Consider the following 22692-nt stretch of genomic DNA (forward strand, 5'->3'; position numbering starts at 1 on the left):
ATTTGGAGACTAAGCTGATTTCAGGGCATATTGTCCGTCTTGGTAGTGAAATAAACTACTTCGGCTGGTGAAGTTTTAATAGTCTCCAGAATGTTCCCCAACATATGCCACGCGGTAACAAAGGTCAGCACGAGGGTGAAACGGAGTCGACACCGACCAGACGGCGGACGTTCCTGAAAAGTGCAGGCGCAGCCAGTGCAGCGTCGATGCTCGGGCTCGCAGGATGTATCGGTGGTCTGACCGGCGGTAGCGGGACGACGACCATCAACATCTACACCTGGGAGGAGTACAAGGACTTCAAAGAGCAGATCGAGGACAAACTCGACATCACGGTGGAGTACACCATCGGGACGTCCTCGGCGAAGATGTTCTCGGCGTTCAACTCGGGACAGGACTCCCAGTACGACGTCGTCATCCCGAACAACAACTACATCCCCAAACTGCAGCAGGCGGGGCTGCTGGCACCGCTCCAGAAGGACGCCGTGCCGAACTTCGAGAACCTGTACGGGAAGTTCAAGGAGTTCGCCAACACGCAGTTCGCCGCAGACGGAGATATCTACGGCGTCCCCATCCGGTTCGGCTGGTACGGTGTCTCCTACGACTCCCGCAAGATCGAGAACCCCGAGAAGTCCTACTCCGAGCTCTGGAACGAGGAGAACAAGGGGGACATCATCATGTACGACAACCACTTCAAGTCGATGAGCGCGGCGGCGCTCTCACTCGGCTACACGGAGGCCTTCGAGGGCTCGAAGGTGAGCCTCTCCGATTCGCAGCTCGAGAAGGTCAAACAGAAGCTCATCGAGCAGAAGTCCCTGCTCCAGGGGTACATCGCGGCGGACCCGACGTACATCAAGTCCTTCCGGCAGGGTAACCACACCATCGGCCTCTCGGGTCGCAACGAGATCGTCGAGATGTGGGCCAACGGTGACGACTGGCCCGAGCTGTACGTCCCGAAGGAGGGGTCGCTCGCGTGGTTCGAGGGCGCGGGCGTCTCCGCGAAGTCGGACAACAAGGAGATGGCCTGGAAGGTCGTCAACGAGTACATCGGCGCGAAGACCGGTGCCGAACTGGCAAAGGTGGGCTACTCGCCCAGCTGTAACCCGAACACCCAGGAGCACCTCTCCAGCGAACAGAACGATATGTTCGGCAAGGTCGACCCGGGCCGCCTCGACGGGTTCATCCCGTTCAAGGCGGTCGAGAACGAGGAGAAGTGGGTGACCGCCTGGGAGGACGTGAAGACCGCCTAGGGTCGAACGAGGACCATATTTATGTCAAACGAGCAGACGAAGCGGAAGCGACTGGTGGCGGCGTTCAGCGGGCGAACACGCCAGCTCCAGCTGGCGCTCGTCCCGAGCAGCCTCTGGCTGGTGTTGCTCCTGCTGGCACCCATCACGTTCATGGTGACCGTCAGCTTCCTGCAGGTCAACGACGCCTACCAGATAGTCTGGGAACCGACGCTCCAGAACTACACCACGCTGTTCAGCGGCGAGGGCCCGTTCTGGGAGTCGTCGTTCTACAAGTCCCTCATCCTGTCGTACGAGATCGCGCTGGTGACGACCATCCTGTGCCTGGTGCTGGCGTTCCCGCTCGCGTACTTCCTGGCACAGGCCGACGGACGGACGTTCAAGATCGTCATCTTCCTCGTGCTGTTGCCGTTCTTCACGATGTACCTCGTCCGGGCGTACTCGTGGTTCCTGATGTTCGGGCCGAACGGGGTGATAAACGCGACGTTACAGACGGTCGGCATCGTCGACGGTCCGGTGGAGCTGTTCAACTTCGGGAAGCTCGCCATCGTCGTCGGGCTTGTCCACGCGTACTTCCCGTACATGCTGCTGTCGCTGTACGCCAGCCTCGACGGCATCGACTTCACCCTGATAGAGGCCGCACGCGACCTCGGCGCGAGTCGGGCCACCGTGGTCAAGGACATCATCGTGCCGCTGACCCTGCCCGGCATCATCAGCGGGAGCCTGTTCGTGTTCGTGCCCGCACTGGGCGCGTTCATCACGCCGCGCTTCCTGGGCCAGGGGAAGGTACTCATGATCGGCCAGCTCATCGAGGAACGAATCAACTCGCTGTACGCTATCGACTACGGCAGTGCGGCGTCGATGTTCATCGTCGTCTCCATCGTCGTCGCGTTCGCCGTGGCGTTCCGGTACGTCAGCATCGAAGACATCGGAGGTGTGTGAGATGGCAACCGAGACACGAACCGACACCGGCACCGAGACGTCGTCCGGACTGGTCGGCCACGAACTGCGCGAGCGACTGTTGAGCGGCGGGTTCCGCATCCTCGCGGGTGCGTTGCTCGTGTTCCTGTGGATCCCGCTCGGGGTGATGGTCATCCTCTCGTTCATGGAGAACTCGAGCACGTTCTTCCCGTTCCGCGGGGTCACACTCGACCACTACGCGGCCACGTTCGCGGACGAGTCACTGATGAGTTCGCTGTTCACGAGCGTCCAGGTCGCGACGTTCTCGGCGGTCATCGCGACCGTCCTCGGCGTGCTCGCGAGCTTCGGTCTCGCCCGGTACGACTTCCCGTACAAGGAGACGTACCGGACGCTGGGTATCTTGCCGATGGTCATCCCGGGGGTCGTCCTGGGCATCGCGTTGCTCATCTACTTCCAGACGCTGCTGGGCATCTCGCCAGGGTTCCTGACGCTGGTGTTGACCCACTCGGTGTACGGCTTCCCGTTCGTCCTGCTCATCGTGACGGCACGGATGTACACCTTCGACGAGTCGCTGGAGGAGGCGGCCCGTGACCTCGGTGCGGACCCCCTGACGGTGTTCAGGGACGTGACGTTCCCGGTCATCGCACCGGCCATCGGTGCCGGGTTCCTGTTCGCGTGGATTCGGTCGTTCGAGGACTTCATCCGCGCACACTTCGTCAAGGGCGTGATGGACGTCCTGACGACGACGATGTTCGGGATGATCAAGTTCGGAGCGGCCCCGAAGATGAACGCCATCTCGTCGTTCATCGTGCTCGTCATCGGCGTCGTCCTCGCGGTCGCGATGAACCTGGGCAACGTCACCGAGTACGTCGCCGGGACCGAGGGCGAGTAGCCGCCCCACGAGTTTGGAATTTCTCCAAACTCTGGTTGGTATAGTACATATAATCTTATACAGAGTCCAAATAATCACAACTCTCCCTATCTTTTAGTTTCTTGTTTGCGTAATACACAATCGAGTAATGCCTGCTACCGAATCACTGCAGAACACACCCGTCGACTACGAGTACGACGATGCGGAGGACGTCGCTCGTATCACGCTGTCGCGCTCCGACAGTCTGAACGCCGTCACCAGACCGCTGTACGACGGCGTTCGGGCCGGCCTCGACGCCGCTGCGGCCGACGACGCCAGGGTCGTCGTCCTGCAGGGCGAGGGTCGCGCCTTCTGCGTCGGTGCCGATATGAAGGGACACGACGAGGCCGAGCGCACGCCAGCCGAGAAGCGAGCGTACGTCGAGGCCGCACAGGAGACCTGTCTTGCGGTCCAGACGCATCCTGCACCCGTGGTCGTGAAGGTCCAGGGGTACGCCATCGGCGCGGGGGCGGAACTGGCGCTGAGTGCCGATTGCATCGTGATGGCCACGGACGCCGAGATGCGGTTCCCCGAGGTGTCCATCGGGACGTACGTCGGCGGCGGCGTCACGTACACGCTCCCCGAGCGCGTCGGGCGGGCGAAGGCCCGCGAACTCGTCCTGACCGCGGCGACCGTCGAGGGGACCGAGGCCGGCGAGATGGGCCTCGCGACCGAGGTCGTCCCACCGGCGGCCCTCGACGAGGCGGTCGACGACCTCGTGGATACCCTCGCCAGCCACGCCCCCATCCCGATGCAGCACGCGAAAGAACAGTTCCGGCGAGAGCCCGACCGCGACCACCTGTTGACCGCGGAGGCCGACGCCCTGCTGGCCTGCATGGAGACGGACGACTGGCAGGAGGGCGTCGACGCGTTCGCCGAGGACCGAGAACCGGTGTTCAGGGGTGAGTGACGTGCGCGACGACCAGCTCCAGCGCATCCTCGCTCCGGACTCCGTGGCGGTCGTCGGTGCCTCGACGGACCCGCAAAAGCGCGGGCACCAGGCCATCGCCACCCTCGAAGCGGGCGGCTACGAGGGCGACGTCTACCCCGTCAACCCCAGCGCGGACGAGATCCGCGGCCGAACCGTCTACGACAGCGTCTCCGACATCCCCGACCCGGTCGACCTCGCGCTCGTCGTGGTGCCCGCACCCGTCGTCCCGAGCGTCCTGGAGGACTGCGCCGACACCGACCTCGCCGGGGCGGTCGTCGTCGCTGTCGGCTTCGGCGAGACCGACGACGAGGGCGAGGCACTCGAACGACGCATCGTCGACCTCGCGAACCAGCACGACATCCGGCTCATCGGGCCGAACACGTCCGGGATGATAAACGTCCACGAGGGGCTGAACCTCGTCGGCGCGGAGAACGTTCCGGCTGGCGACGTCGCCTTGCTCTGCCAGAGCGGGAACCTCGCCATCGCGCTGTTCATGGAGGCGATGGGCGTCCCCGGCCTCGGCTTCAGCCACTACGTCGGCGTCGGCAACGAGTCCGACCTCCGGTTCGACGAGTACCTGCCGTTCTACGCCGAAGACGACGAGACAGCGGCTATCACGCTGTACGTCGAGGGGATGAGCGACGGCCGGGCGTTCCTCCAGCGTGCCCGCGAGGTCACCCCGAACACCCCCATCGTCGCGCTGAAGGGTGGCCGTTCGGAAGTCGGCAAGCAGTCGACCAGCTCGCACACCGGCTCGATGGCCGGGAACGCCGCGGTCGCGGACGCCGTCTTCGAGCAGGCCGGCGTCATCAGCGTCGAGCGCGCCGACGAACTGTTGCCGACGGCGGGGGCGCTGGGGGCGCTCCCACCCGCCGACGGTGAGACGGTCGCCATCCTCGCGGACGGGGGTGGACACGCGACCCTCGCCGCGGACGCGCTCGCCGAACAGGGGCTCTCGGTGCCCGACCTCACCGCCGAGACCCAGGCCCGACTCCGGGAGGTCCTGCCCGATGCGGCGAGCGTCGTCAACCCGGTCGACGTGGCCGGCGGCACCGACGACGACCCGACCGTCTTCTACGACTGTGCCGCCGCCATCGCGGCCGACCCGAACGTCGATGCCCTGTTGCTCTCGGGGTTGTTCGGCGGCTACGGCATCCGGTTCTCGGATGCCCTCGCGGAACCGGAACTCGACGCGGCCCACGACATCGCGGGCCTCGTCGACGAGCAGGACATCCCCATCGTGGTCCAGAGCGCCTACGAGAGCGCCGAGCCAGACGCTCACGCAGTCCTGCGCGAGCGGGGCATCCCGGTTCAGGAGTCGCTGGAGGTCGCCACCCGGACCATCGCCGCGCTCGCGACCTACGGCGACCACTGTGCGCGGGCCGACCGGAAGTCGGACTTCCGGCTCGCCCCCGATGCCGCGGACGACGCGACCCTCGCCGAGGTCGTCGACGACACCGGCGGCGACCTCTCGGAGTACGAGGCCCGCGAGGTGCTCTCGCGGCACGACGTGCCGCTCTCGCCCTCCGAACTGGCGACCAGTGGCGAGGAAGCGGCCGCGGTCGCCGACCGGTTCGACGGCCCGGTCGCGATGAAGGTCGTCTCGCCCGACATCGTCCACAAGTCCGACATCGGCGGGGTCGCACTCGACGTGACCGACGACCCGGGCGACACCTACCGCGACCTCGTCGGGGCTGCACAGGCCCACGACTCCGACGCGACCGTCGAGGGCGTGCTCGTCTCGCCGATGCGCGAGGACGGCGTCGAGCTCGTCGTCGGCGTCGTCGAGGACGAGCAGTTCGGCCACGTGGCCATGGTCGGCATCGGCGGCGTGTTCGTGGAGGTACTGGAGGACGTGGCGTTCAGGGCGCTTCCCCTGACGCGGGCCGACGCCCGCGAGATGCTGGCCGACCTCGACGCCCAGGCACTCCTCGACGGGGCTCGCGGCACGGAGTCGGTCGACCGCGAGGCACTGGTCGACCTGCTCGTGGCGGTCTCGCGGTTCGTCGAGACGAACCCGCGCGTCACGGAACTCGACCTCAACCCGGTGCTCGCGAGCGGGAGCGACGTGGAGGCGCTCGACGCCGCGATGACGGTCCGGCCGGCGGGTCGGGACGGGTCCGAGGAACCAGCCGAGCAGGTCAGCGAGGAGTCCGCCGATGACTGACGTGGTCCGGGTCGAGCGGCCGACCGAGCACGTCGCGACGGTCTGGCTCGACCGGCCGGACGCGATGAACGCCTACAACGAGGCGTTGTTGACCGGACTCGTGGCCGAACTGGAGGCGCTGGACGATGACGACTCGGTCCGCGCCGTGGTCCTGACCGGTGCCGGCGAGGCGTTCTGTGCCGGTGTCGACCTGACCGACATGCCCCTGACCCCTGCGATGGACTTCGCGGACTACGAACACGGTCTCGGCCTGTTCCAGGACGTCGTTCGGACGATTCGGTCGCTGTCGCTCCCGGTCGTCGCCGCCGTGAACGGGTACGCCCTCGGCGCGGGCTGCGACACGGCGCTCGCGTGTGACTTCCGGATGGTCTCGCCCGACGCAACGATGGGTGAGACGTTCATCGACGTCGGGTTCGTGCCGGGCGACGGCGGGGCGTACCTCCTGCCGCGGCTGGTCGGCGAGGAGCGCGCGAAGGAACTCATCTTCACGGGCAAGAAGCTCACCGGCGAGGAGCTCGTCGAGTGGGGACTGGCGCGGTCGTGCGAGCCCGCGGGTGACCTGCGGGCGGCCGCCGAATCGTTCGCCGCGACCCTCACCGAACAGCCCCCCGTCGCGCTCGCACAGAGCAAACGGCTCGTCAACGAGAGTCACGAGGTCGACCTGGAGACCGCGTTCGCCCACGCGACCCGGGCCCAGCGCATCTGCTCGCAGACGCGGGACCACGAGGAGGCGGTCGCAGCGTTCCAGGAGGACCGAGAGCCGGAGTTCGAGGGCCGCTAATCCCCGAGTCTGGCGGCCAGCCCGTCTCGCGCGAGCGAGCAGTCGCCGCCGAGCAGGAAGAACCGGAATCCCCGTTCCGCCCGGCGCTCTCGCGCCGCACGGTCACGGGCGGCGACCCCGGCGTGGACGCCGGCCTCGCTGGCGGCGCGGCGCACCGTCTCGACACCGTCTTGCACCGTGTCTCTACCTTTCTCGCCGGGTGTCCCGTACGACGCCGACAGGTCGTTCTCGCCGACGAACGCCACGTCGACACCCGGAACGGAGACGATCTCTGCGGCGTTCTCGACGCCCGCCGCGGTCTCCAGCTGCACGATTACCAGCGTCTCGTCGTCCGCCGTCCCGACGTGCTCGTCGAAATCCTCGCCGAACCCGTTCGCCCGGACGCTCCCGGCGACGCCACGGTCGCCGTCGGGCGGGAACGTCGCGGCCCGGACCGCCGCCTCGGCGTCGGCCGCGGATTCGACGCGGGGGACGATGACCCCGCCAGCCCCGGCGTCGAGTGCGAGCTTGCAGCCCCTCGCCACGGCGTACTCGACGGACGGGAGTCGCACGATGGGCGTCGCCTCGGGTTCGATGGCGCGGACGAGCGATTCGACCTCGCGGGGCCCGACCGGTGTGTGCTCCATGTCGATACCGAGCCAGTCGAGCCGGGTGGTCGAGAGCGCCTCGGCCAGCCGGGGACTCGCGGATTCGACCCAGACACCGAGCGCCGACTCGCCAGCTGCCAGCGTGGCTGCCGTCGCGTTCGTCATGACCGACCTGTCGGACCGGCTCGACAAAACGGTCGGGGGTGGCTCCGGGGTGTCGTGTCTGGCCGGGGACAGAGCGCAGGCATATCGCTTATACCCTTCTGTGGGTATTCTCCGAGTATGCCCAAGATAAGCGTCGAGATTCCGCAGGAACTCCTCGACGACCTCGACGACCACGTCGGCGACGACGGGAAGTTCGTGAACCGGAGCGACGCGATCCGGTCGTCGATCCGGAAGAACCTGGACATCCTCGACGAGATAGACGCACGTCACGACCGGCTGGACGACGATTCGTAGCGACGCCCCGTAGACTCAGGGACGGTCGACACCAGTGAACTCGAAGCGTGCGCCACCCGACTCGCTCTCCGTGATGTCGACCGACCAGCCGTGGCCCTCGGCGACCTGCGAGACGATGGCGAGGCCGAGGCCGGTCCCGTCGGAACCGGAGTAGCCGGATTCGAGCACCTGCTCGCGGGAGTCCGCGGGGATGCCTGACCCGTCGTCGGCGACGTAGAATCCCTCGCCGTCGGGGCACTGGTCGACGGTCACGGTCACGCCCGCCCCGCCGTGTTCAACCGAGTCGCCAGATTCCATCTGGCGGCCTGTCGAGCCGTGCTCGACAGCGTTCCGAAAGAGGTTCTCGAGCACCTGCGCGAGGCGTGACTCGTCGGCGAGCAGGTACCCACAGCCGTCGCCGACCCGGAGGGTCGCGTCCTGCGTGTCGACGCTGCTCCACGCGCGGTCGACGGCGACGCCGAGGTCGACGACGGTCGCCTCGTAGGCGTCGCGGCCCTCCCGGGCGAGCTGGAGCACGTCGGCGACGAGTTCCTCCATCCGGTCCAGTGACTCATCGATGGCCTCGACGGCATCGTCGTCGACCGCCTCGTGGTCCGCATCGAGTTCGCCGAGGTACGCCTGGGCGACCCCCAGCGGGTTACGCAGGTCGTGGCTGACGATGCTCGCGAACGTGTCGAGGCGCTCGTTCTGGCGGCGCAGGGCGACGCGCGTCTCGGTCGCGTTGATGGCGTACGCGATGGTGTCGCCCAGCTCGGCGAGGACGGTGCGCTCGGTCTCGTCGAGACCGTCGGAGGCGGTGGAGCCGAGTGCGACCACGCCGTAGGTCGTCCCCTGGTAGGTGATGGGGAACGCGGCGACCGCCTGCGGCGTCTCCTCGGTCATCCCGGCCCAGTCCTCGCAGGCCGCGATGCCGCTCGCGACCGCGACCGACTCGCCGTCGAGGGCGGCCGGGAGCGGCGTGGCGTCGGCCGGCATCGCGTCGACTTCCTGGCCGTCACAGACCACGGCCGCGGTCTCCAGCGCGTCGGAGCCGGGCGTGCCCCACCAGGCGAACGAGTAGCCGCGGTCGCCCGCGAGCTGGTCGCACACCGTCGTCTCGATCTCGCTCCGGTCAGCGGCGCGGACGAGCGACTGGTTCACGTCCCGGATAACCTCGTTGATACGTGCCTGTCGCTCGGCGCGGCGGTCGGCTCGCCGGAAGGCGACGGCGCGCTCGACGCGCCCGATGAGGCGCTGGTAGGACTGTTCGGCGGCGGTGCGAGGGACGTACTCGGTGACCCCGCGGGCGATGGCGGTCTCGGCGATGGCCTCGTTCCCCACGTCGGTGAACAGGACGAACGGGAGGTCGCCGTCGACCTCGCGGACGGTCTCGAGGAGTTCGAATGCCCCGACGAACTCGATGCCGTCCGGGCGGGGTATCTCGAAGTTGCTCACGACGCAGTCGATGTCGCCGGTCTCGACGACCCCCCTGGCGTCGGAGACGTCGCTGGAGAGGCGAAGGCGCATCTCGTCCGTCTGGTCCTCGATGTGGCGGACGGTCTCGGCTGCGGACTCCAGTCGGTCTACCACCAGCACGTCGATGGTCTCCGACTTCATTACCCACCTCGATGCGAGGGGTCGGTAAAAGCGTTCGGCCCACGCGTTTTATTTGATTGCCCGCCCCTTCCGGGGTATGGATGGGATGGTCACCGTCGAGCACGGTCGCGAGGCGGCACTCGACAGACTCGCAGACCACGTCGACGCGGCCGACCGTGAGGTGATCTTGCTCACGTCGGCAGGCGTCGTCGAAACGCTCGAAGCGGAACTCGTCGCCGCCCGCGAGCGTGGCGTGCTCGTCGCGGTGCTGTTCGCCGGCGGCGAGCACCTCGAACCGGCGGCGCTGGAGCGGATGACGAGCGTCGCCCGCCGCTGGGACACCGCCGAAGGCGGCCTGAACATCGCCGCCTTCGACGGCGAGGCGTCGATGGTCGCCGGGCCCGGCGCGCTCACGACCGACAAGGGGCTGCGAACCGTCTTCCTCACCGACCAGTTCTTCGAGGGTCTCGCCTTCAGCGCGTGCTTCGGGAACTTCTGGCCGGTCGCCGAGGACCTGTACACCGCCGACCCAGAACCACTGCCGCGGACGTTCGTGAGCCTCCGCCACGCCGCCTGTACGGCGGCCCTGCACCTCCGGGCAGGGCGGACGCTCACGGCGACCGTCGAAGCTATCGAGACCGACACCGGCGAACAGCGCACGCTCTCGGGACAGGTCATCAACGCCAGACAGAGCATCGTCTCCCCCATCACGGCCTCGTTCCCGCTGGAGAACAGCCTCATCCTCTCCTCGCCGTTCGGCCGGGTCAGCGTCGGCGGCGAGGGCGCGTTCTTCGAGGACTACGGCGCGAGCGAGGTGAAACTCACCCGCCGGGAGTGAGCCGACCGGGGCCCGTCACTCCTCACGGGTCGCTGCTCCCCGTTCTGGATTGGAGACTCTCACTCCGTTCGGCCCCTCGTTACTCTTCGTTCGAATCTCCCTACTGCTCGCGGCTTCGCCGCTCGCGTTTCGAGGTTCTTCGCTACGCTCAGAACCTCGCTACTCCTCACGGGTCGCTTCGCTCCCCGTTCTGTATTGGAGATTCTCACTTCCTTCGAATCTCCCTACTCCTCCTCGACCGGTTTCGCGAAGCCGAAGCGCGGCTTCAGCCCGGTCACCTCGATGTCGAGTTCGTCGCCCGTCTCGACGCCCTCGACGAACAGCGTGTAGCCCTCGACCTTCGCGATGCCGTCGCCTTCGCTGCCCACGTCCTCGATGGTCACCGAGAGCACGTCGCCCTCGCGGACCGGTGCGGTCAGGCGGTGCTTGGCGATGAGGTACGTCTCGGAGGACTCGTCACGCGAGGCCTTCGGGGTCGTGGTGCGGACGTACTGGAACTCCTTCTCCATGTCTTTGCGGAGGTCGTCCACGTCGGGGCCCTGGAACACCTTCACGGCGAAGTCGCCGCCGGTGTCGAGCACGTCGAGTGCGGTCTCGAACGCCTGCCGGGCGAGGTACACCGACCGGGCGTGGTCGAGGTTGTACTCGCCGGTCATGTTCGGTGCCATGTCCGAGATGACCACGTCGACCTCGCCGCCGGCGAGTTCCTTGACGCGCTCTTTCGTGTCGTCCTCGGTCATGTCGCCCTTGATGGTCTCTATCTCGGCGTCGTACTCGTCGCCGAAGCCCTTGATGCGCTGGAAGTCCACGCCGATGACCTTCCCGCCCTCGCCGACCTCCTCGGCGGCGACCTGTATCCAGCCGCCGGGGGCCGCGCCCAGGTCGACCACCGTGTTGCCGGGGCCGAACAGGCCCTCTCGCTGGTCGAGCTGCTTGAGCTTGAAGGACGCTCGTGTCCGGTAGCCCTGCTGTTTCGCCCTGTTGTACCATTGGTCCTTTCGCGCCATAGTCGATTGCTGGTAGATATCGGGCCGAGTCGGTTAGGGGTGTCGCATCGCGTTCGACAGGCTCTGTGAGCGGTTCACGCGGTGGGGCGGGTCGTCGTTCTCGACCGGAAGCGAAGGGGTTCCGGGTGCGGCGGAGTGGGGGTCAGCGACGGCGGCCGAGCAGGGCGAGACAGGTCAGTGCGACGAGCGCGCCGAGGAGGGTGAACCCGGGGATTTCGTCCGTGTGGGGCTCCGAATCGGTCGTCACTGGTCGCGTGGTGGTCGGCGCTTGCTCTGTCGGGGTGGGTGTTTCCGTAGTGGTCGACTTGCTGGTTGTGGTCGTCGTCGGTGACGGGGCCGCGGTGGTCGGCACTCGCTCTGTCGGGGTGGATGTCTCAGCAGTGGTCGACTGGCTGGTTGTGGTCGTCGTCGGTGGCGGGGTCGTGGTGGGTGACGCAGACCCCGGTTCGGCGGGGACGACGAATGTGCCTAGCCTCTCGTGCTTCTCGTCCTCGACAGGGATGGCCGTCCCGTCGCGCTGCACGATGGCCACGTCGGCAGTCACCGTCTCGTTCGGCTCGAAGGAACTGAGGTCGAGTGGCATCGAGAAGTCGTCACCGAGGTATTCGTACGGGTCCCTGGCTAGCTCAGTCGCAACTTCACGCCACAGGAGGGTGACGATGGTCTGGGCGCTGGCGTTCCGAAGGCGAACCTGTACCGACTCACCGGGTGTGACACCCTCGACCGAGCCGAGTAGCGTGGCACTCGACCGGTTGTGGACGAGTATCTCGCCAGCGAACGGGTGACAGAGCGTGCCGAAGTAGATGTTCGAGCCGTTCGCTGACGGGCCGAGCGACAGTTCGCCAACCCATTTATCGCCACAGTCGATACCCGGACTGTTGTATCCCGGGAGACCCTCGTCGACCGCGACGGTTGTGAGGTTGACTACGTGGTAGTACGTCTCGTTCTCGGGACCCGGGACCAGTGTGGTCGCAGTGGGGTCGGAGAGAATGATTCTATCGACCTCGCCGCTACTCGTGGGAACGTTCTCACCCCGATAGAGTCGCTGTACCGGGTTGCTGTGGAAGGCAGCGAATCTGGCCGCCGTCTCGTTCACGAACCGATGGAAGCGGGTCGTCAGGTTCGACCCGTTGTAGCTATCGAGTGTCGACCGGAGGCCGGGCGCGTCGAACCGGATGACGATGGTGTCGTTGGGACTGACCACCGTATCTGGTGCGAGGGTACCGTTCTCTCTGGCGACCTGAATGGCGCGGTAGGAGTCCAGTGATTCGCGTTCGAGCGACGTTCCGAGGATGGTGACGTTACTGGCGGTGGGCGTGTCGTTCTCGTGGACGGTCGTCATTTCGTCAGACCGTTCGAAACTACTGGCTGGTGGTTGTGCTATCGAACTCGTCACGGCGGCCGGTGTGCCGAGGACGAGGAGCGCGGCGACGAGGAGGGTGCGGGGACGGTTCACAGCGCCGTATTCTCACAAATTACATATAAAATATTTGTTGATGTATGGATGTGGACAGGTTCTCCCCGACTTTCGCCCGACCGGAAACGAGGGGATTCAGGTTCGGAAAAACGGGGTCACCGTCGCCGCCCGAGCAGCGCCGCACAGGTAAGCGCGAGTAGCGTGCCGAGGACGGTGAATCCAGGAACCTCGTCGGTCTGCGGTGTGCGTGGGGATGTGTGGGTGTTGTTCGCTGGGGCGGCGCTGGTGGCTGGCGGTGTCGCGGTCGTCTTCTCGGCGTCGGGAGTCGTGCTGATGGGTACTGTCTGGGTGGTAGTCGGCGCGGTGGTTGTCGTGGATGGTGCAGTCGTCGTCTCCGTTGGAACGACGAATCGCTCCTCGTGGACGGGAACCCGCGTCCCGTTCCGCTGGACCACCTGTACCTTCGCGACGACCGTCGTGTTCGGCTCGATGTGGGCGATGTCGACCGGCAACTGGTACTTGTCGATGTATCGCCCCTCGTCGGACGCCTGGGCAGCGATCGCCTCGTGCCACGGGACGCCCGTCGCGGGCCAGATAGTCGGGCCGGTCTCGTTCGTTCCTGTTCCCAGCAACCGCACTCGGAGCCGCTCACCCGGGACGAATCCGGCCATCTCCATCGTCAGCCGGGCGGTCGTCCGGTTCACGGTAACCGTCGTGGTCTCTGCCCAGACCGCGGGACATTCTGTCTCGAACCCCGTGCTCGCCGAGCGGGACTCGTTGCCGTCGAGCGAGGACGTGACGGCCCACTTGTGGCCGCAGTCGATTCCGGGGGAGTACTCGTGGCGCCCCTCGACAACCTCGACGGTGCCGAGGTCGACGACCTGGTAGTACGTCTCGTTTGCCGGACCAGGAACCAGGGTGCTCGCTGCCGGGTCGGTCAGGACGATTCCGTCGTAGTTGGGGGGAGTGCCCAGCGGGACAGCCTCACCGCGGTAGAGTCGCTGGACCGGGTTGCTGTGGTTGGCGGAGAACGTCGCGTTGGTCCCGGTCACGAACCGGTGAAAGCGTGTGGTCAGGTTCGGGCCGTCGTAGTCCGCGAGCCGGGACCGGAGACCGGGTGCCTCGAACCGGAGCACGACGGTGTCGGTTTCGCCCACGGTCTGACCGGGAACGAGCGTCCTGTTGTCCCGGGCGGCCTGGAGTTCGGCGTACGAGTCCAGCGAGTCGAGGGGCAGCGCGGACGTGAGGACGGTGAGGTTGCTGACGGTGTCGGTCGTTGCTGTGGTCGCGGTGGTGAGCGAGCTGTTCTCGCTGTCGACAGCGGTCGACACAGGCGAGTCGTGGCCGACAGCAGGAACCGGCTCTGCCGACCCGGCCACTGCGACTGGTGTGGCGAGGACGAGGAGGGCGACCGCGAGGAGGATGCGGGGGACGTACACAGTCTCGGGTTATCGTCCACCTGTAAATTAACTGGCCATGAACGGTCTGGGGTAGGTGTCGAAACGGGCTGCACTCGCGCGGAAGCGAGGGGTTCGGGCGAGCCGAACTGGTGTCAGCACTGCTGGAAGAGGAGCGTCGACCCGGTCACCTGGTGGCGGAAATAATGTGCCTGAAACGTGCGATTTATGCATCTCTCACACGAGCGACCTAGCCATGGACCGGTCAAGGAATCAACAACAACGACGAGAATCCGGTTCTCTCGGGGGAGTAGACCGGGTCTCACGACGGTCCCTGTTGAGCGCCACCGTCGGTGCGGTCATCGCCACGGCAGGGTGCATGGACGGCTCGTCGACAGCATCGACGACAGAATCACGCCACGCACCGACGGCGTCACGCACCACCGCGGCGCAGGGAGGAACGCAGACGGGAACGGGCGCACCAACTGCCGCCTCGACAGCCGACGCTGTACGGATATTCCGGTCCAATCTCGGGTCTGCCGAGATCGATATCGAGTCGCTCACCTACGACGATGCGACGAACAGCGTCGAATTATCGTACGTGAGTGCCGACCCTGGCTCCCGGGAGACGGTCACGACCGAGGTCGGGATTATCACTGCTGAATTCTACAATAGCATCGCCGCTGGACTCCGAGCGAAACGGCTCGATTCGACGATCATCGGACCGAAAGGGACGGACCAGCTCAGGTGGTATGCCGAGCGTGAATGGTTTACGCAGTTCCAAGATGGCAAGATTTCGGAAGATGAACTGATACTGCGTGTCATCGAGACCGTCGAACAGGTTTGAGGTCCTTTCGGTATCGACCGAACCTGCTCCCGCGTCGCACTGGAGAGACTCATTGCTCCCGTTTCTGACTGCTCGGTCAGCATACCACCGATGGTGATACCATCGCGGTTAGTCGCCTGTTGGTGCAGGTTCGCGGTGCCCACCGCTAACTGAACAGTATTTATAATCTCTGGAAAAAGAAAGTATTGCTGGACAATATGTTCAATGGGGCAACATTTAAGTGACAGTGGTTTAATCTGTCGCCCATGCGGACTGATGGGAAATGGGTAATTAAACTCTCTGTGTCACTACTGCTTCTGGCCGTGGTGGCTGGGGCCCTGTCGGGTGGGGTTGCCGCCACGCCAGGTGACAACGTCACCACGGGTGGGGACACAGTGGATGAGGAGAACAGTTCGGTCTACTCAGCGACGACAGCTGGGTCCGATACCGATGGAGTACAGCTTATGGATAGCGACGACTCGTGTTGCGACAACCCCGAAGTCGCGGTGACGGTCGTCCCGACCGGGTCGTCGTTTGCGAGCGACGAGACGATGACCATCTACGTGGGTGCGTACAACGACACGACGCCCGTGCCCACGGCGGTCGCCAACGAGAACATCAACGTCACCGTCACGCGACCCGACGGGACGACGACGAACTACTCGGTGACGACCGATTCGGACGGGAAAGCACAGGTCGACTACGACCTCTCGGCCGACAGCCAGAACGGCACGTACTCGGTCACCGTCTCTCGCGACGGTAGCACCGAAACTGCGACGGTGAAGCCGGACGTCGGTCCGGCGGTCGCCCCTGCAGAACGGGACTACGAGGACGTCCTGACCAACGAGACGACCGACGTGACGTTCCTCGTCCGGAACGGTGGGAACGGGAGTGCTGACACTCAGCTCAACGTCACCATCACGGACCCCAGCGGGAGTGTCGTCGACACTCGGCAGGTCCGTACGGACGCAGACGGCTTCGTGAACGTCTCCGTGACGCCCTCGCAGCAAGGGCGGTACGAGGTGACCGCGAGTCTGGTCGACTCCGGGTCGAGTGTCAGCCAGACCATCGATGCACACCAGGTCGTCCTTCGCACCACTTACGAACTCGGCCGGGGTGCCGAGAACGAGACGTTCGTCTACGGCGGGTATCTCAAGGACCAGAACGGGCTCTTGCAGAACGAGCCGGTCACCGTCGAGATATACAACAGCAGCACGACCGTCGAGAACATCAGCACGACCACCGGGAGCAACGGGTTCTTCCTCGTCGAATCCGAGATCAACAGTTCCGACTGGTACGACGTCGATGTCACGGTCAACGGGACCACCATCCGGGACAGTGTCGACGTCGAAGACCCGTACCCCGGTAGTAGCGGCGGTGGTGGCAGCGCCGATGTCAGAATCACTGCATCGGCCCGGGAATACGACGTCGCACCGGGGTCGAACGCGACGTTCGACATCGAAGCCACGGAGAACGGCTCTGCCATCGCCAACGAGCAGGTCCCGGTGTTCGTCAGGCTCGACTACGACGGCGCACCGCTGCTGTCGACGACCGTAACGACCGACGAGAACGGTGCCGCAGTCGTCGACGTCCCGATTCCGGCAGGCATCGACGGTGAGGCCGACATCGATGGCGAAGTCGCCATCACGCACAACAACACGACTGCGACCGACAGCCTGTACGGCGACATACAGAAGTACGACTTCAACTTCGACTTCGATTACAGTGCACAGGTCGGGTCGACGGCGACCTTCGGCGTGGACGTGACTGCTATCGACGGCACCAGTAGTGTCGAGAACCTGCCGATCCAGTACAACGCGCTCTACGACGGCAACGGGCTCGAGTCCTACGCCACGGGGCAACTGGTCACCAACCAGACCGGGAGTGCCACGGAGGAGGTGTACGTTCCCCGTACTCTGGAGCCGTACCGTGCCGTCGTGCCCTTCTCTCAGAACGAGAACGCGAGAGAAGCGAGTCTCTACTACGTGAATATGTTCGAGTTCCCGGGGACGCTGGCGATCGAAGGCGTGTCCGAGGACGAATTCGGTAATCCCGTCGTGAAGCCGGGCGAGCAGATAACGCTCAACTTCACGACGCCGAACGGGTCGGCTGCCTCGGGTATCGCGTTCACCGAGATCGAACACAACAGCTCCGAGAGCTACGTCGACGTGTCGCTCGGGACCGACATCAGCACGGGCTCGGACGCGACCCTGACGATTCCGGAGTACGCGGCCCAGGATTCGTACGTCTGGTTGACGGTCTGGACCGCGGATTCACAGGGCCGGTTCTACACCGACGAAGTCTACTTCGAGATCGACCCGTCGGCGGACGACGGGCCGATCGACGCCTCCCTCACGTCGTCGACGGACACCGTCGAAGCCGGGAACAGCTTCACCCTGGACGCGACAGCCAACCAGTCCGTCCAGGAGTACCGCTGGGACTTCGACAGCGATGGGACGGTCGACCGGACCACGACGAGTTCGACGGTCTCCCTCGTGGCCGATACCCTCGGTGACAACACGATCACGGTCACGGCGGTCGGCACCGACGGCGACACCGCCTCGGCGACGACGCAGGTCACCGTGACCGACACGACGGTACCGACCGTCGCCCTGACCGGGCCGGAGACGGTCGTCGTCGGTGAATCCGTGGCGTTCAACGCGAGCAACAGCACGGACAACAGCGACATCGACTCCTACGCCTGGGAGGTCACGAACGACACCGGGACGGTCACCACACAGACGACCAACACGAGCACCACCTCGCTCTCGTTCCCCGCGACCGGGAACTACACGGTCTCGATGACGGCGACCGACCTGGCCGGGAACACGAACACGACGACCCAGCAGGTCGCGGTCGTCGCCGGTGCGAACCTCGAGACGACGGTCACCGTCACCGACGCCCAGTACACGGAGAACGTGACGGCGACCATCACGGTGACCAACACCGGCAACGAACAGGTCACCGCTCCGTTCGAGGTCGCCTACGAGTACACGGGGAGCCAGCACGCGAGCGGAACCACGGCCAGCGCGACTGGCAACCTCTCGATCGACACGACCATCGCGGGTAACAGCTCGATCCAGCGGACGGTCGACATCACCGACTGGGTCCGGCAGAACCGCATCACCGGCGACGTCGTCGTCACTGCGAACGCAGACCCCGACGACAACGTCTCCGAAGCACGGACCGAAGACAACGTCGACACCGGCGAGTTGACGATCACCTACGCCGACCTGGAGACGTCGGTCAGCAGTCCCACGGCGGCGACCAACGCCTCCGAGACGCCGATTCGCGCGTACGTCGGGAACAACGGGACCGCGAACAGCACGGCGACGAGCGTGAACATCACGGTCACGGACAGTAGCGGGACGGTCGTGGTGAGCCAGACCGCACCGGTCGAGGCACTCACGACCGCCGAACAGAACCTGACCCGCGTCACGCCCACGCTGGAGGCCGGTACCTACACCGTGACCGCCGCGGTCGACGACGCCGACTTCCCGGCCGGGAACGTCTCCACGACGACGATCACCGTCGAGGAGTACAACCTGACCGCCGAGCGCGTGGAAACGCCCTCGGAGCTCGAGGTCGGCCAGGGAACGACCGTCGCCTTCGCCGTCGAGCCGAACGACGACGCCCCGGTGAACGCGACGCTCTCGCTCGACGGTTCCGGACTCGCGTTCCAGAACAGTCAGAACGACAGCGTCTCGACGGTCATCACGCCGGACCCGAACCAGCCGAACGTCGTCACCTACGACCTGGAGGCGGTCAACACGACCACCACGCCGACGACGCTGAACTTCGCGGTCACCGAGACCAACGGTGCCGATTCCGCGAGCCTGACGGCGTCGACGAACGTGACGGTCGTCACCAGGACGGTGACGAACTCCACGTCTGTCGTCCACGAGAGCTCGCAGGAGACTGCGACCTTCGACGTCCACGACAGCGGCGTGACCGAGTCGCACAACGTCAGTATCAGCGTGCAGGCCGGTGCCAACGGCCGGACCCTGCAGGGACTCGAGTACCTGGTCCAGTACCCGTACGGCTGCGTCGAGCAGACCACCTCGGCGTTCCTCGGTGCGCTCAACACCGACCAGTACTACCGTGACCGGCCGGACTCGGAGATCGACCAGAGCCAGCAGGAAGAGATCAACGGCTCGATCGCCGAGGGCATCGCCCGACTCAACGAGAGTGGCATCCGTGCCCAGCAGGACGACGGGTCCTGGAACATGTGGGGCAACGAAGACGTCGAGGGTGACACGTTCTACAGCGTCTACGCACTGTACGGCACCTCCGAGGTCGCCAACGACCCGATCTACGGGCCGAAGAACGACGACTCGCTCGACGGGGTCGACTTCGACCAGGCGGTCGTCTGGCTGAACGACGAGGACCAGAACGCCGACGGCTCGTTCAGCGCCTACTCCTACATCGAGGACGAGGAGGCGATGACCGGGTTCACCATCGTCGCGGTGAACAAGACCGCACAGACCGAGCGAGTGGACGCCGGCACCCGCGCCAACATCACCGAACTGCAGGGTGAGGGCGTGGACTACCTGCTCGACTCGCAGAACGAGACGTCCGGTGCGTGGAACAACGGGAACGCGCGCTCGACGGCGCTGGCCGTCCACGGGCTGCAGGTCGCCCTCGACGCGGGGGCTGCCGCGGACGCGGAGGCCAACGCCAGCGAGATCCAGGCTGCTATCGACGACGGTCGCGAGTGGCTGGTCGCGAACCAGAACAGCGACGGCTCGTGGGACCCGTACCACGACTCCAGCTACTGGAACGAAGCGGGCGACACCAGCGTGACGACCGCGTACGCGCTGCTGGCCCTCGACGAGACCGGCATGCAGGCGACCAACCAGACCATCGTCAACGGGACCGACTACCTGACGGCGGTCTACGAACGGGATGGCTCGTGGGGCTACCCCCGCGCGACCGCCATCTCGATCGAGGCGCTCGACCAGCTCACCGGAGCCCAGAGCAGCGGGACGATGACCGTCACCCTCGACGGTGCCAACGGCACCGTCACGAAGACGGTCACGGTCAACGAGACGACCCCGCGGGTGACGGTCTCCCTGACCGACTCCGAACTCCAGACGCTCCGGGCAGCCGGGAACGGAACGACCACGGTGACGGTGACGGTCTCCGACGGCGGGGACTCCGGCACGATCATCGTCGGTATCGAGAGCACGCAGGAGATCGTCGACGAGTCCGAGGGTGATGATTCATGAGTTCGCGTTCGATAGCAACAGTGACACTTGCGGTGCTGCTGGCTGTTAGCTTTGCCACCCCGATGGCGGGGACGGTAGCTGCCGACGACCACGCGGCACACGACGTTCGTATCGACACGACCACGCTGACTTCGGGCACGGAGCAGATGGTCGAGATAACGGTCACCAACAACCAGTCGAGCGACATGGTCTCGCCGGTCGTCGAGATTCCGCTTCGCAACGGGCTGTCCGTTGCCGACGACCGTCGCTCGACGGACGGCAGCACCGAGTTCGTCGATGGCGTGACGGTCACGACGTCCAGCGGGACGGTGAGCCGAACGGCGTTCATCGACGACAGTTCCTTCCGTGGAACTGATGCACTCTACGTCGAGGGCGTCGTGGTGCCGGCCGGCGAGAGCCGGACGTACACGGTCCCGCTGACGGTCAGCGGGTCCAACGAGATCACCCTCGAAACCGACGTCCGGCCGCTGAACAACGTGGACCAGAACGTCCGCGTCTCGCGCTCCATCGAGCCGACCGTCCCGGGCACGATCGACGCCTCGTACGCCAGTGGGAGCGGTGACATCACGGTCTCCGGGAGTGCGATAGACAGCCAGACCGGCAGTGACTCGGTCGAGACGGACGTTCCGAGTGGCCAGTCCTACGACGTGTCGACGACGCTGTCGGGACTCGACGAGACGGTCACTATCAGCGGGCTGCAGGTCGGTGAGTTCGAGACCGAGACGGTCCGCTTCGTCGACCCGTCACAGCGTGACTCGCTCTCGCCGATGGTCGTTGGCCGCACCAGCAGTCAGGCCAGCGTCGTCGACGGGAGTGTCATCCGGTCGACGTCCGACGGGACGGCCGAGACCAGGACGACCCAGACGGTGACGTTCGACCTGGTCGCCGGCGGTGGCCAGACGGTCGTGGCTGTCGGCACGGATGCCGACCTCCCGATGGCGTCGCTCTCGTCGACGACCGGTGTCGACGACGCTCGATTCGCGACGGACGCGGCACCCGGGGTTGCCATCCTGAACACTTCTGGCGCGGTCGACACGACCGTGACCGTCCAGTTACAGGGTCGCTACCTCGGTGACGTCGATGCCGACGACACGGTCGACGGCAACGACGCGTCGTCGATCGCGGCCGCCCTCGCATCGAACTCGACCGATTCGCTCACCGAGTACGCCGACGTGAACGACGACGGCGAGGTCTCTGCCATCGACGCGATGCAGACCCAACAGTACGCAGAAGGGAACAGAACGGCCGACTACTCCAACACGACGGACGAGGAGGAGGATAACTGATGACATCGAGAGAACTGCGTTCGTGGCTGCAGGCCGCGCTCGTCGCCGCTGTCGTCTGTGGGATGCTCGCAGCTGCGGTATCCGGCCCAGTCGGGGCACAGTCTTCGACAGTGGTCACGTTCAGCTCAGACAGCACCAGCTTCGAGGACTCGACGACGATGAAGCTGATGGCGACCAACGCACCGACGGACGATGGTGTCGGTGCGTACGAACTGACCCTGACGTACGACAGCGACGTGGTCGATGTCGACGTCTCGGGTACCGACCGCTTCGACGTCTCCACCGACACGGACGGGTCCAGCGGGGAGGTGACGATGACGGTCGTCGGGTACACCGGGGCCACGAACGCCTCGGGAGCGAACGTGACGCTCGCGACGGTGACCGTCACGTCGAAGGTCGATAGTGCCGATACGACGCTGTCTGTCGGCAGCATCGAGACGTTCGCCGACACCAACGGTGACCCCATCAGCCACAGCAACGACGCCAGCGTCGACCTCGGCGTCGAGAGTAGCGGTGGCAGCGGTGACAGCGGTGGTGCCGGCGGTGGCGGTGGCGGTCAGAGCGACGGTCCGGCCGGCACGGTCAAGATCAGCGACTGGTCGGTCTCGGACGAGACGGTCGCACCTGGCGAGCAGGTGACGATGACGGTCACCGTCTCGAACACCGCCGACGAGACGAAGACCATCACGCCTGCGCTCTACGTCGACGGCGAACTCATCGAGGGCAAGCGGGTGTCGGTGCTGAAGGGCACGGAGCGGACCGTGAACTTCACCTATCGGTTCGAGGAGACCGGCACGCACAGCCTGAGCCCGGACGGACAGGATTTCAAATTCGTCACCGTCGAAGGTGCGGGCGAAACCTCGACTGCGCCACCGTCGACGACACAGACCCAGACGCCTACGCCGACTGAAACCGACGAGCAAGCCGAGACGACTGCCGGAACGGTGGCATCGGACGATGAATCGACGGGTTCACCAGAACCGACGGATACGACCGAATCAGGAGCGTCGAGCGGGGGTATCCCAGGGTTCACCACGACGGCCGCGATGGTGGCACTGCTGAGTGTCGCGTTCCTGGCCCGCTCACGGGTTGAGTAACCTCCGTCCTCTGGTTTCCTC

At 65.6% G+C, this 22692-nt stretch carries 17 protein-coding genes; 12 read left to right on the top strand and 5 right to left on the bottom strand.

All coding sequences use genetic code 11. The features are described from left to right. Window positions 1-104 precede the first annotated feature (104 nt). The 6 genes from ACSC1S_RS17705 to ACSC1S_RS17730 all read left to right on the top strand — a co-directional run bounded on the left by ACSC1S_RS17705 (window position 105) and on the right by ACSC1S_RS17730 (window position 6954). Window positions 105-1247, top strand: a complete 1143-nt coding sequence (locus tag ACSC1S_RS17705; RefSeq protein ID WP_435365436.1) for an ABC transporter substrate-binding protein — start codon at window positions 105-107, stop codon at window positions 1245-1247. Between the two features lie 21 nt (window positions 1248-1268). Further along, the gene (locus ACSC1S_RS17710) at window positions 1269-2186 is read left to right on the top strand and encodes an ABC transporter permease (RefSeq protein WP_435365437.1); all 918 of its coding nucleotides are present in this window, start codon (window positions 1269-1271) and stop codon (window positions 2184-2186) included. A 1-nt stretch (window position 2187) separates the two neighbouring features. Then, on the top strand, window positions 2188-3057 hold the full coding sequence (locus tag ACSC1S_RS17715; RefSeq protein ID WP_435365438.1) for an ABC transporter permease: 870 nt from the start codon (window positions 2188-2190) through the stop codon (window positions 3055-3057). A gap of 127 nt (window positions 3058-3184) precedes the next feature. Then, window positions 3185-3985 carry an enoyl-CoA hydratase/isomerase family protein gene (locus tag ACSC1S_RS17720; RefSeq protein WP_435365439.1) on the top strand — a complete coding sequence of 267 codons (801 nt, stop codon included), beginning with the start codon at window positions 3185-3187 and terminating at the stop codon, window positions 3983-3985. After that, window positions 3978-6173, top strand: a complete 2196-nt coding sequence (locus tag ACSC1S_RS17725; RefSeq protein ID WP_435365440.1) for an acetate--CoA ligase family protein — start codon at window positions 3978-3980, stop codon at window positions 6171-6173. Before ACSC1S_RS17720 ends, ACSC1S_RS17725 begins: the two co-directional genes overlap by 8 nt. Next, window positions 6166-6954, top strand: a complete 789-nt coding sequence (locus tag ACSC1S_RS17730) for an enoyl-CoA hydratase/isomerase family protein (protein ID WP_435365441.1) — start codon at window positions 6166-6168, stop codon at window positions 6952-6954. The genes ACSC1S_RS17725 and ACSC1S_RS17730 overlap by 8 nt, the downstream gene beginning before the upstream one ends. Here the strand turns inward: ACSC1S_RS17730 and ACSC1S_RS17735 are convergent. Continuing rightward, window positions 6951-7706, bottom strand: coding sequence for an HpcH/HpaI aldolase family protein (locus tag ACSC1S_RS17735; protein ID WP_435365442.1), 756 nt, complete (start codon window positions 7704-7706; stop codon window positions 6951-6953). The two genes, ACSC1S_RS17730 and ACSC1S_RS17735, sit on opposite strands and share 4 nt — an antisense overlap. A 117-nt stretch (window positions 7707-7823) precedes the next feature. Here ACSC1S_RS17735 and ACSC1S_RS17740 point away from each other — a divergent pair, with 117 nt between their 5' ends. Beyond that, on the top strand, window positions 7824-8000 hold the full coding sequence (locus tag ACSC1S_RS17740) for a CopG family transcriptional regulator (RefSeq protein WP_261649384.1): 177 nt from the start codon (window positions 7824-7826) through the stop codon (window positions 7998-8000). 15 nt (window positions 8001-8015) lie between these two features. Here the strand turns inward: ACSC1S_RS17740 and ACSC1S_RS17745 are convergent, their stop codons facing one another. Then, complete coding sequence (locus tag ACSC1S_RS17745) at window positions 8016-9596, bottom strand: sensor histidine kinase (RefSeq protein WP_435365443.1); 1581 nt, start codon at window positions 9594-9596, stop codon at window positions 8016-8018. A 76-nt stretch (window positions 9597-9672) separates the two neighbouring features. On the opposite strand from ACSC1S_RS17745, the gene ACSC1S_RS17750 reads away from it, so the two are divergent. Next, the gene (locus ACSC1S_RS17750; RefSeq protein ID WP_435365444.1) at window positions 9673-10413 is read left to right on the top strand and encodes a TrmB family transcriptional regulator sugar-binding domain-containing protein; all 741 of its coding nucleotides are present in this window, start codon (window positions 9673-9675) and stop codon (window positions 10411-10413) included. Between the two features lie 224 nt (window positions 10414-10637). On the opposite strand, the gene ACSC1S_RS17755 is transcribed toward ACSC1S_RS17750, so the two are convergent. The 3 genes from ACSC1S_RS17755 to ACSC1S_RS17765 form a co-directional block, all read right to left on the bottom strand. Continuing rightward, the gene (locus tag ACSC1S_RS17755) at window positions 10638-11420 is read right to left on the bottom strand and encodes a 23S rRNA (uridine(2552)-2'-O)-methyltransferase (protein WP_435320124.1); all 783 of its coding nucleotides are present in this window, start codon (window positions 11418-11420) and stop codon (window positions 10638-10640) included. 142 nt (window positions 11421-11562) lie between these two features. After that, window positions 11563-12876 carry a PGF-CTERM sorting domain-containing protein gene (locus ACSC1S_RS17760; RefSeq protein WP_435365445.1) on the bottom strand — a complete coding sequence of 438 codons (1314 nt, stop codon included), beginning with the start codon at window positions 12874-12876 and terminating at the stop codon, window positions 11563-11565. A gap of 116 nt (window positions 12877-12992) precedes the next feature. Continuing rightward, the gene (locus ACSC1S_RS17765; protein WP_435365446.1) at window positions 12993-14276 is read right to left on the bottom strand and encodes a PGF-CTERM sorting domain-containing protein; all 1284 of its coding nucleotides are present in this window, start codon (window positions 14274-14276) and stop codon (window positions 12993-12995) included. 337 nt (window positions 14277-14613) lie between these two features. Between ACSC1S_RS17765 and ACSC1S_RS17770 the strand changes: the two genes are divergently transcribed. The 4 genes from ACSC1S_RS17770 (at window position 14614) to ACSC1S_RS17785 (ending at window position 22671) form a co-directional block, all read left to right on the top strand. Then, window positions 14614-15081 (top strand): DUF8159 domain-containing protein, encoded by a 468-nt coding sequence (locus ACSC1S_RS17770; protein WP_435365447.1) that lies wholly within the window; start codon window positions 14614-14616, stop codon window positions 15079-15081. Between the two features lie 443 nt (window positions 15082-15524). Next, window positions 15525-20288: a PKD domain-containing protein gene (locus ACSC1S_RS17775; protein ID WP_435365448.1), complete on the top strand. Its 4764-nt coding sequence runs from the start codon at window positions 15525-15527 to the stop codon at window positions 20286-20288. Further along, on the top strand, window positions 20285-21574 hold the full coding sequence (locus ACSC1S_RS17780) for a dockerin type I domain-containing protein (RefSeq protein ID WP_435365449.1): 1290 nt from the start codon (window positions 20285-20287) through the stop codon (window positions 21572-21574). The genes ACSC1S_RS17775 and ACSC1S_RS17780 overlap by 4 nt, the downstream gene beginning before the upstream one ends. Continuing rightward, window positions 21574-22671 (top strand): CARDB domain-containing protein, encoded by a 1098-nt coding sequence (locus ACSC1S_RS17785; protein ID WP_435365450.1) that lies wholly within the window; start codon window positions 21574-21576, stop codon window positions 22669-22671. Before ACSC1S_RS17780 ends, ACSC1S_RS17785 begins: the two co-directional genes overlap by 1 nt. Window positions 22672-22692: the final 21 nt, after the last annotated feature.

This window comes from Haloarchaeobius pelagicus (assembly GCF_051207375.1).
In the GTDB taxonomy this organism is placed as follows: domain Archaea; phylum Halobacteriota; class Halobacteria; order Halobacteriales; family Natrialbaceae; genus Haloarchaeobius.

What these genes read in the sequence shown, in the direction of transcription:
- ACSC1S_RS17730 (WP_435365441.1), top strand. Translation starts at nt 6,166, where the DNA reads ATGACTGACGTGGTCCGGGTCGAGCGGCCGACCGAGCACGTCGCGACG.
- ACSC1S_RS17770 (WP_435365447.1), top strand. Translation starts at nt 14,614, where the DNA reads ATGGACGGCTCGTCGACAGCATCGACGACAGAATCACGCCACGCACCG.
- ACSC1S_RS17775 (WP_435365448.1), top strand. Translation starts at nt 15,525, where the DNA reads ATGGATAGCGACGACTCGTGTTGCGACAACCCCGAAGTCGCGGTGACG.
- ACSC1S_RS17715 (WP_435365438.1), top strand. Translation starts at nt 2,188, where the DNA reads ATGGCAACCGAGACACGAACCGACACCGGCACCGAGACGTCGTCCGGA.
- ACSC1S_RS17720 (WP_435365439.1), top strand. Translation starts at nt 3,185, where the DNA reads ATGCCTGCTACCGAATCACTGCAGAACACACCCGTCGACTACGAGTAC.
- ACSC1S_RS17740 (WP_261649384.1), top strand. Translation starts at nt 7,824, where the DNA reads ATGCCCAAGATAAGCGTCGAGATTCCGCAGGAACTCCTCGACGACCTC.
- ACSC1S_RS17710 (WP_435365437.1), top strand. Translation starts at nt 1,269, where the DNA reads ATGTCAAACGAGCAGACGAAGCGGAAGCGACTGGTGGCGGCGTTCAGC.
- ACSC1S_RS17750 (WP_435365444.1), top strand. Translation starts at nt 9,673, where the DNA reads ATGGATGGGATGGTCACCGTCGAGCACGGTCGCGAGGCGGCACTCGAC.
- ACSC1S_RS17705 (WP_435365436.1), top strand. Translation starts at nt 105, where the DNA reads ATGCCACGCGGTAACAAAGGTCAGCACGAGGGTGAAACGGAGTCGACA.
- ACSC1S_RS17745 (WP_435365443.1), bottom strand. Translation starts at nt 9,596, where the DNA reads ATGAAGTCGGAGACCATCGACGTGCTGGTGGTAGACCGACTGGAGTCC.
- ACSC1S_RS17785 (WP_435365450.1), top strand. Translation starts at nt 21,574, where the DNA reads ATGACATCGAGAGAACTGCGTTCGTGGCTGCAGGCCGCGCTCGTCGCC.
- ACSC1S_RS17735 (WP_435365442.1), bottom strand. Translation starts at nt 7,706, where the DNA reads ATGACGAACGCGACGGCAGCCACGCTGGCAGCTGGCGAGTCGGCGCTC.
- ACSC1S_RS17755 (WP_435320124.1), bottom strand. Translation starts at nt 11,420, where the DNA reads ATGGCGCGAAAGGACCAATGGTACAACAGGGCGAAACAGCAGGGCTAC.
- ACSC1S_RS17780 (WP_435365449.1), top strand. Translation starts at nt 20,285, where the DNA reads ATGAGTTCGCGTTCGATAGCAACAGTGACACTTGCGGTGCTGCTGGCT.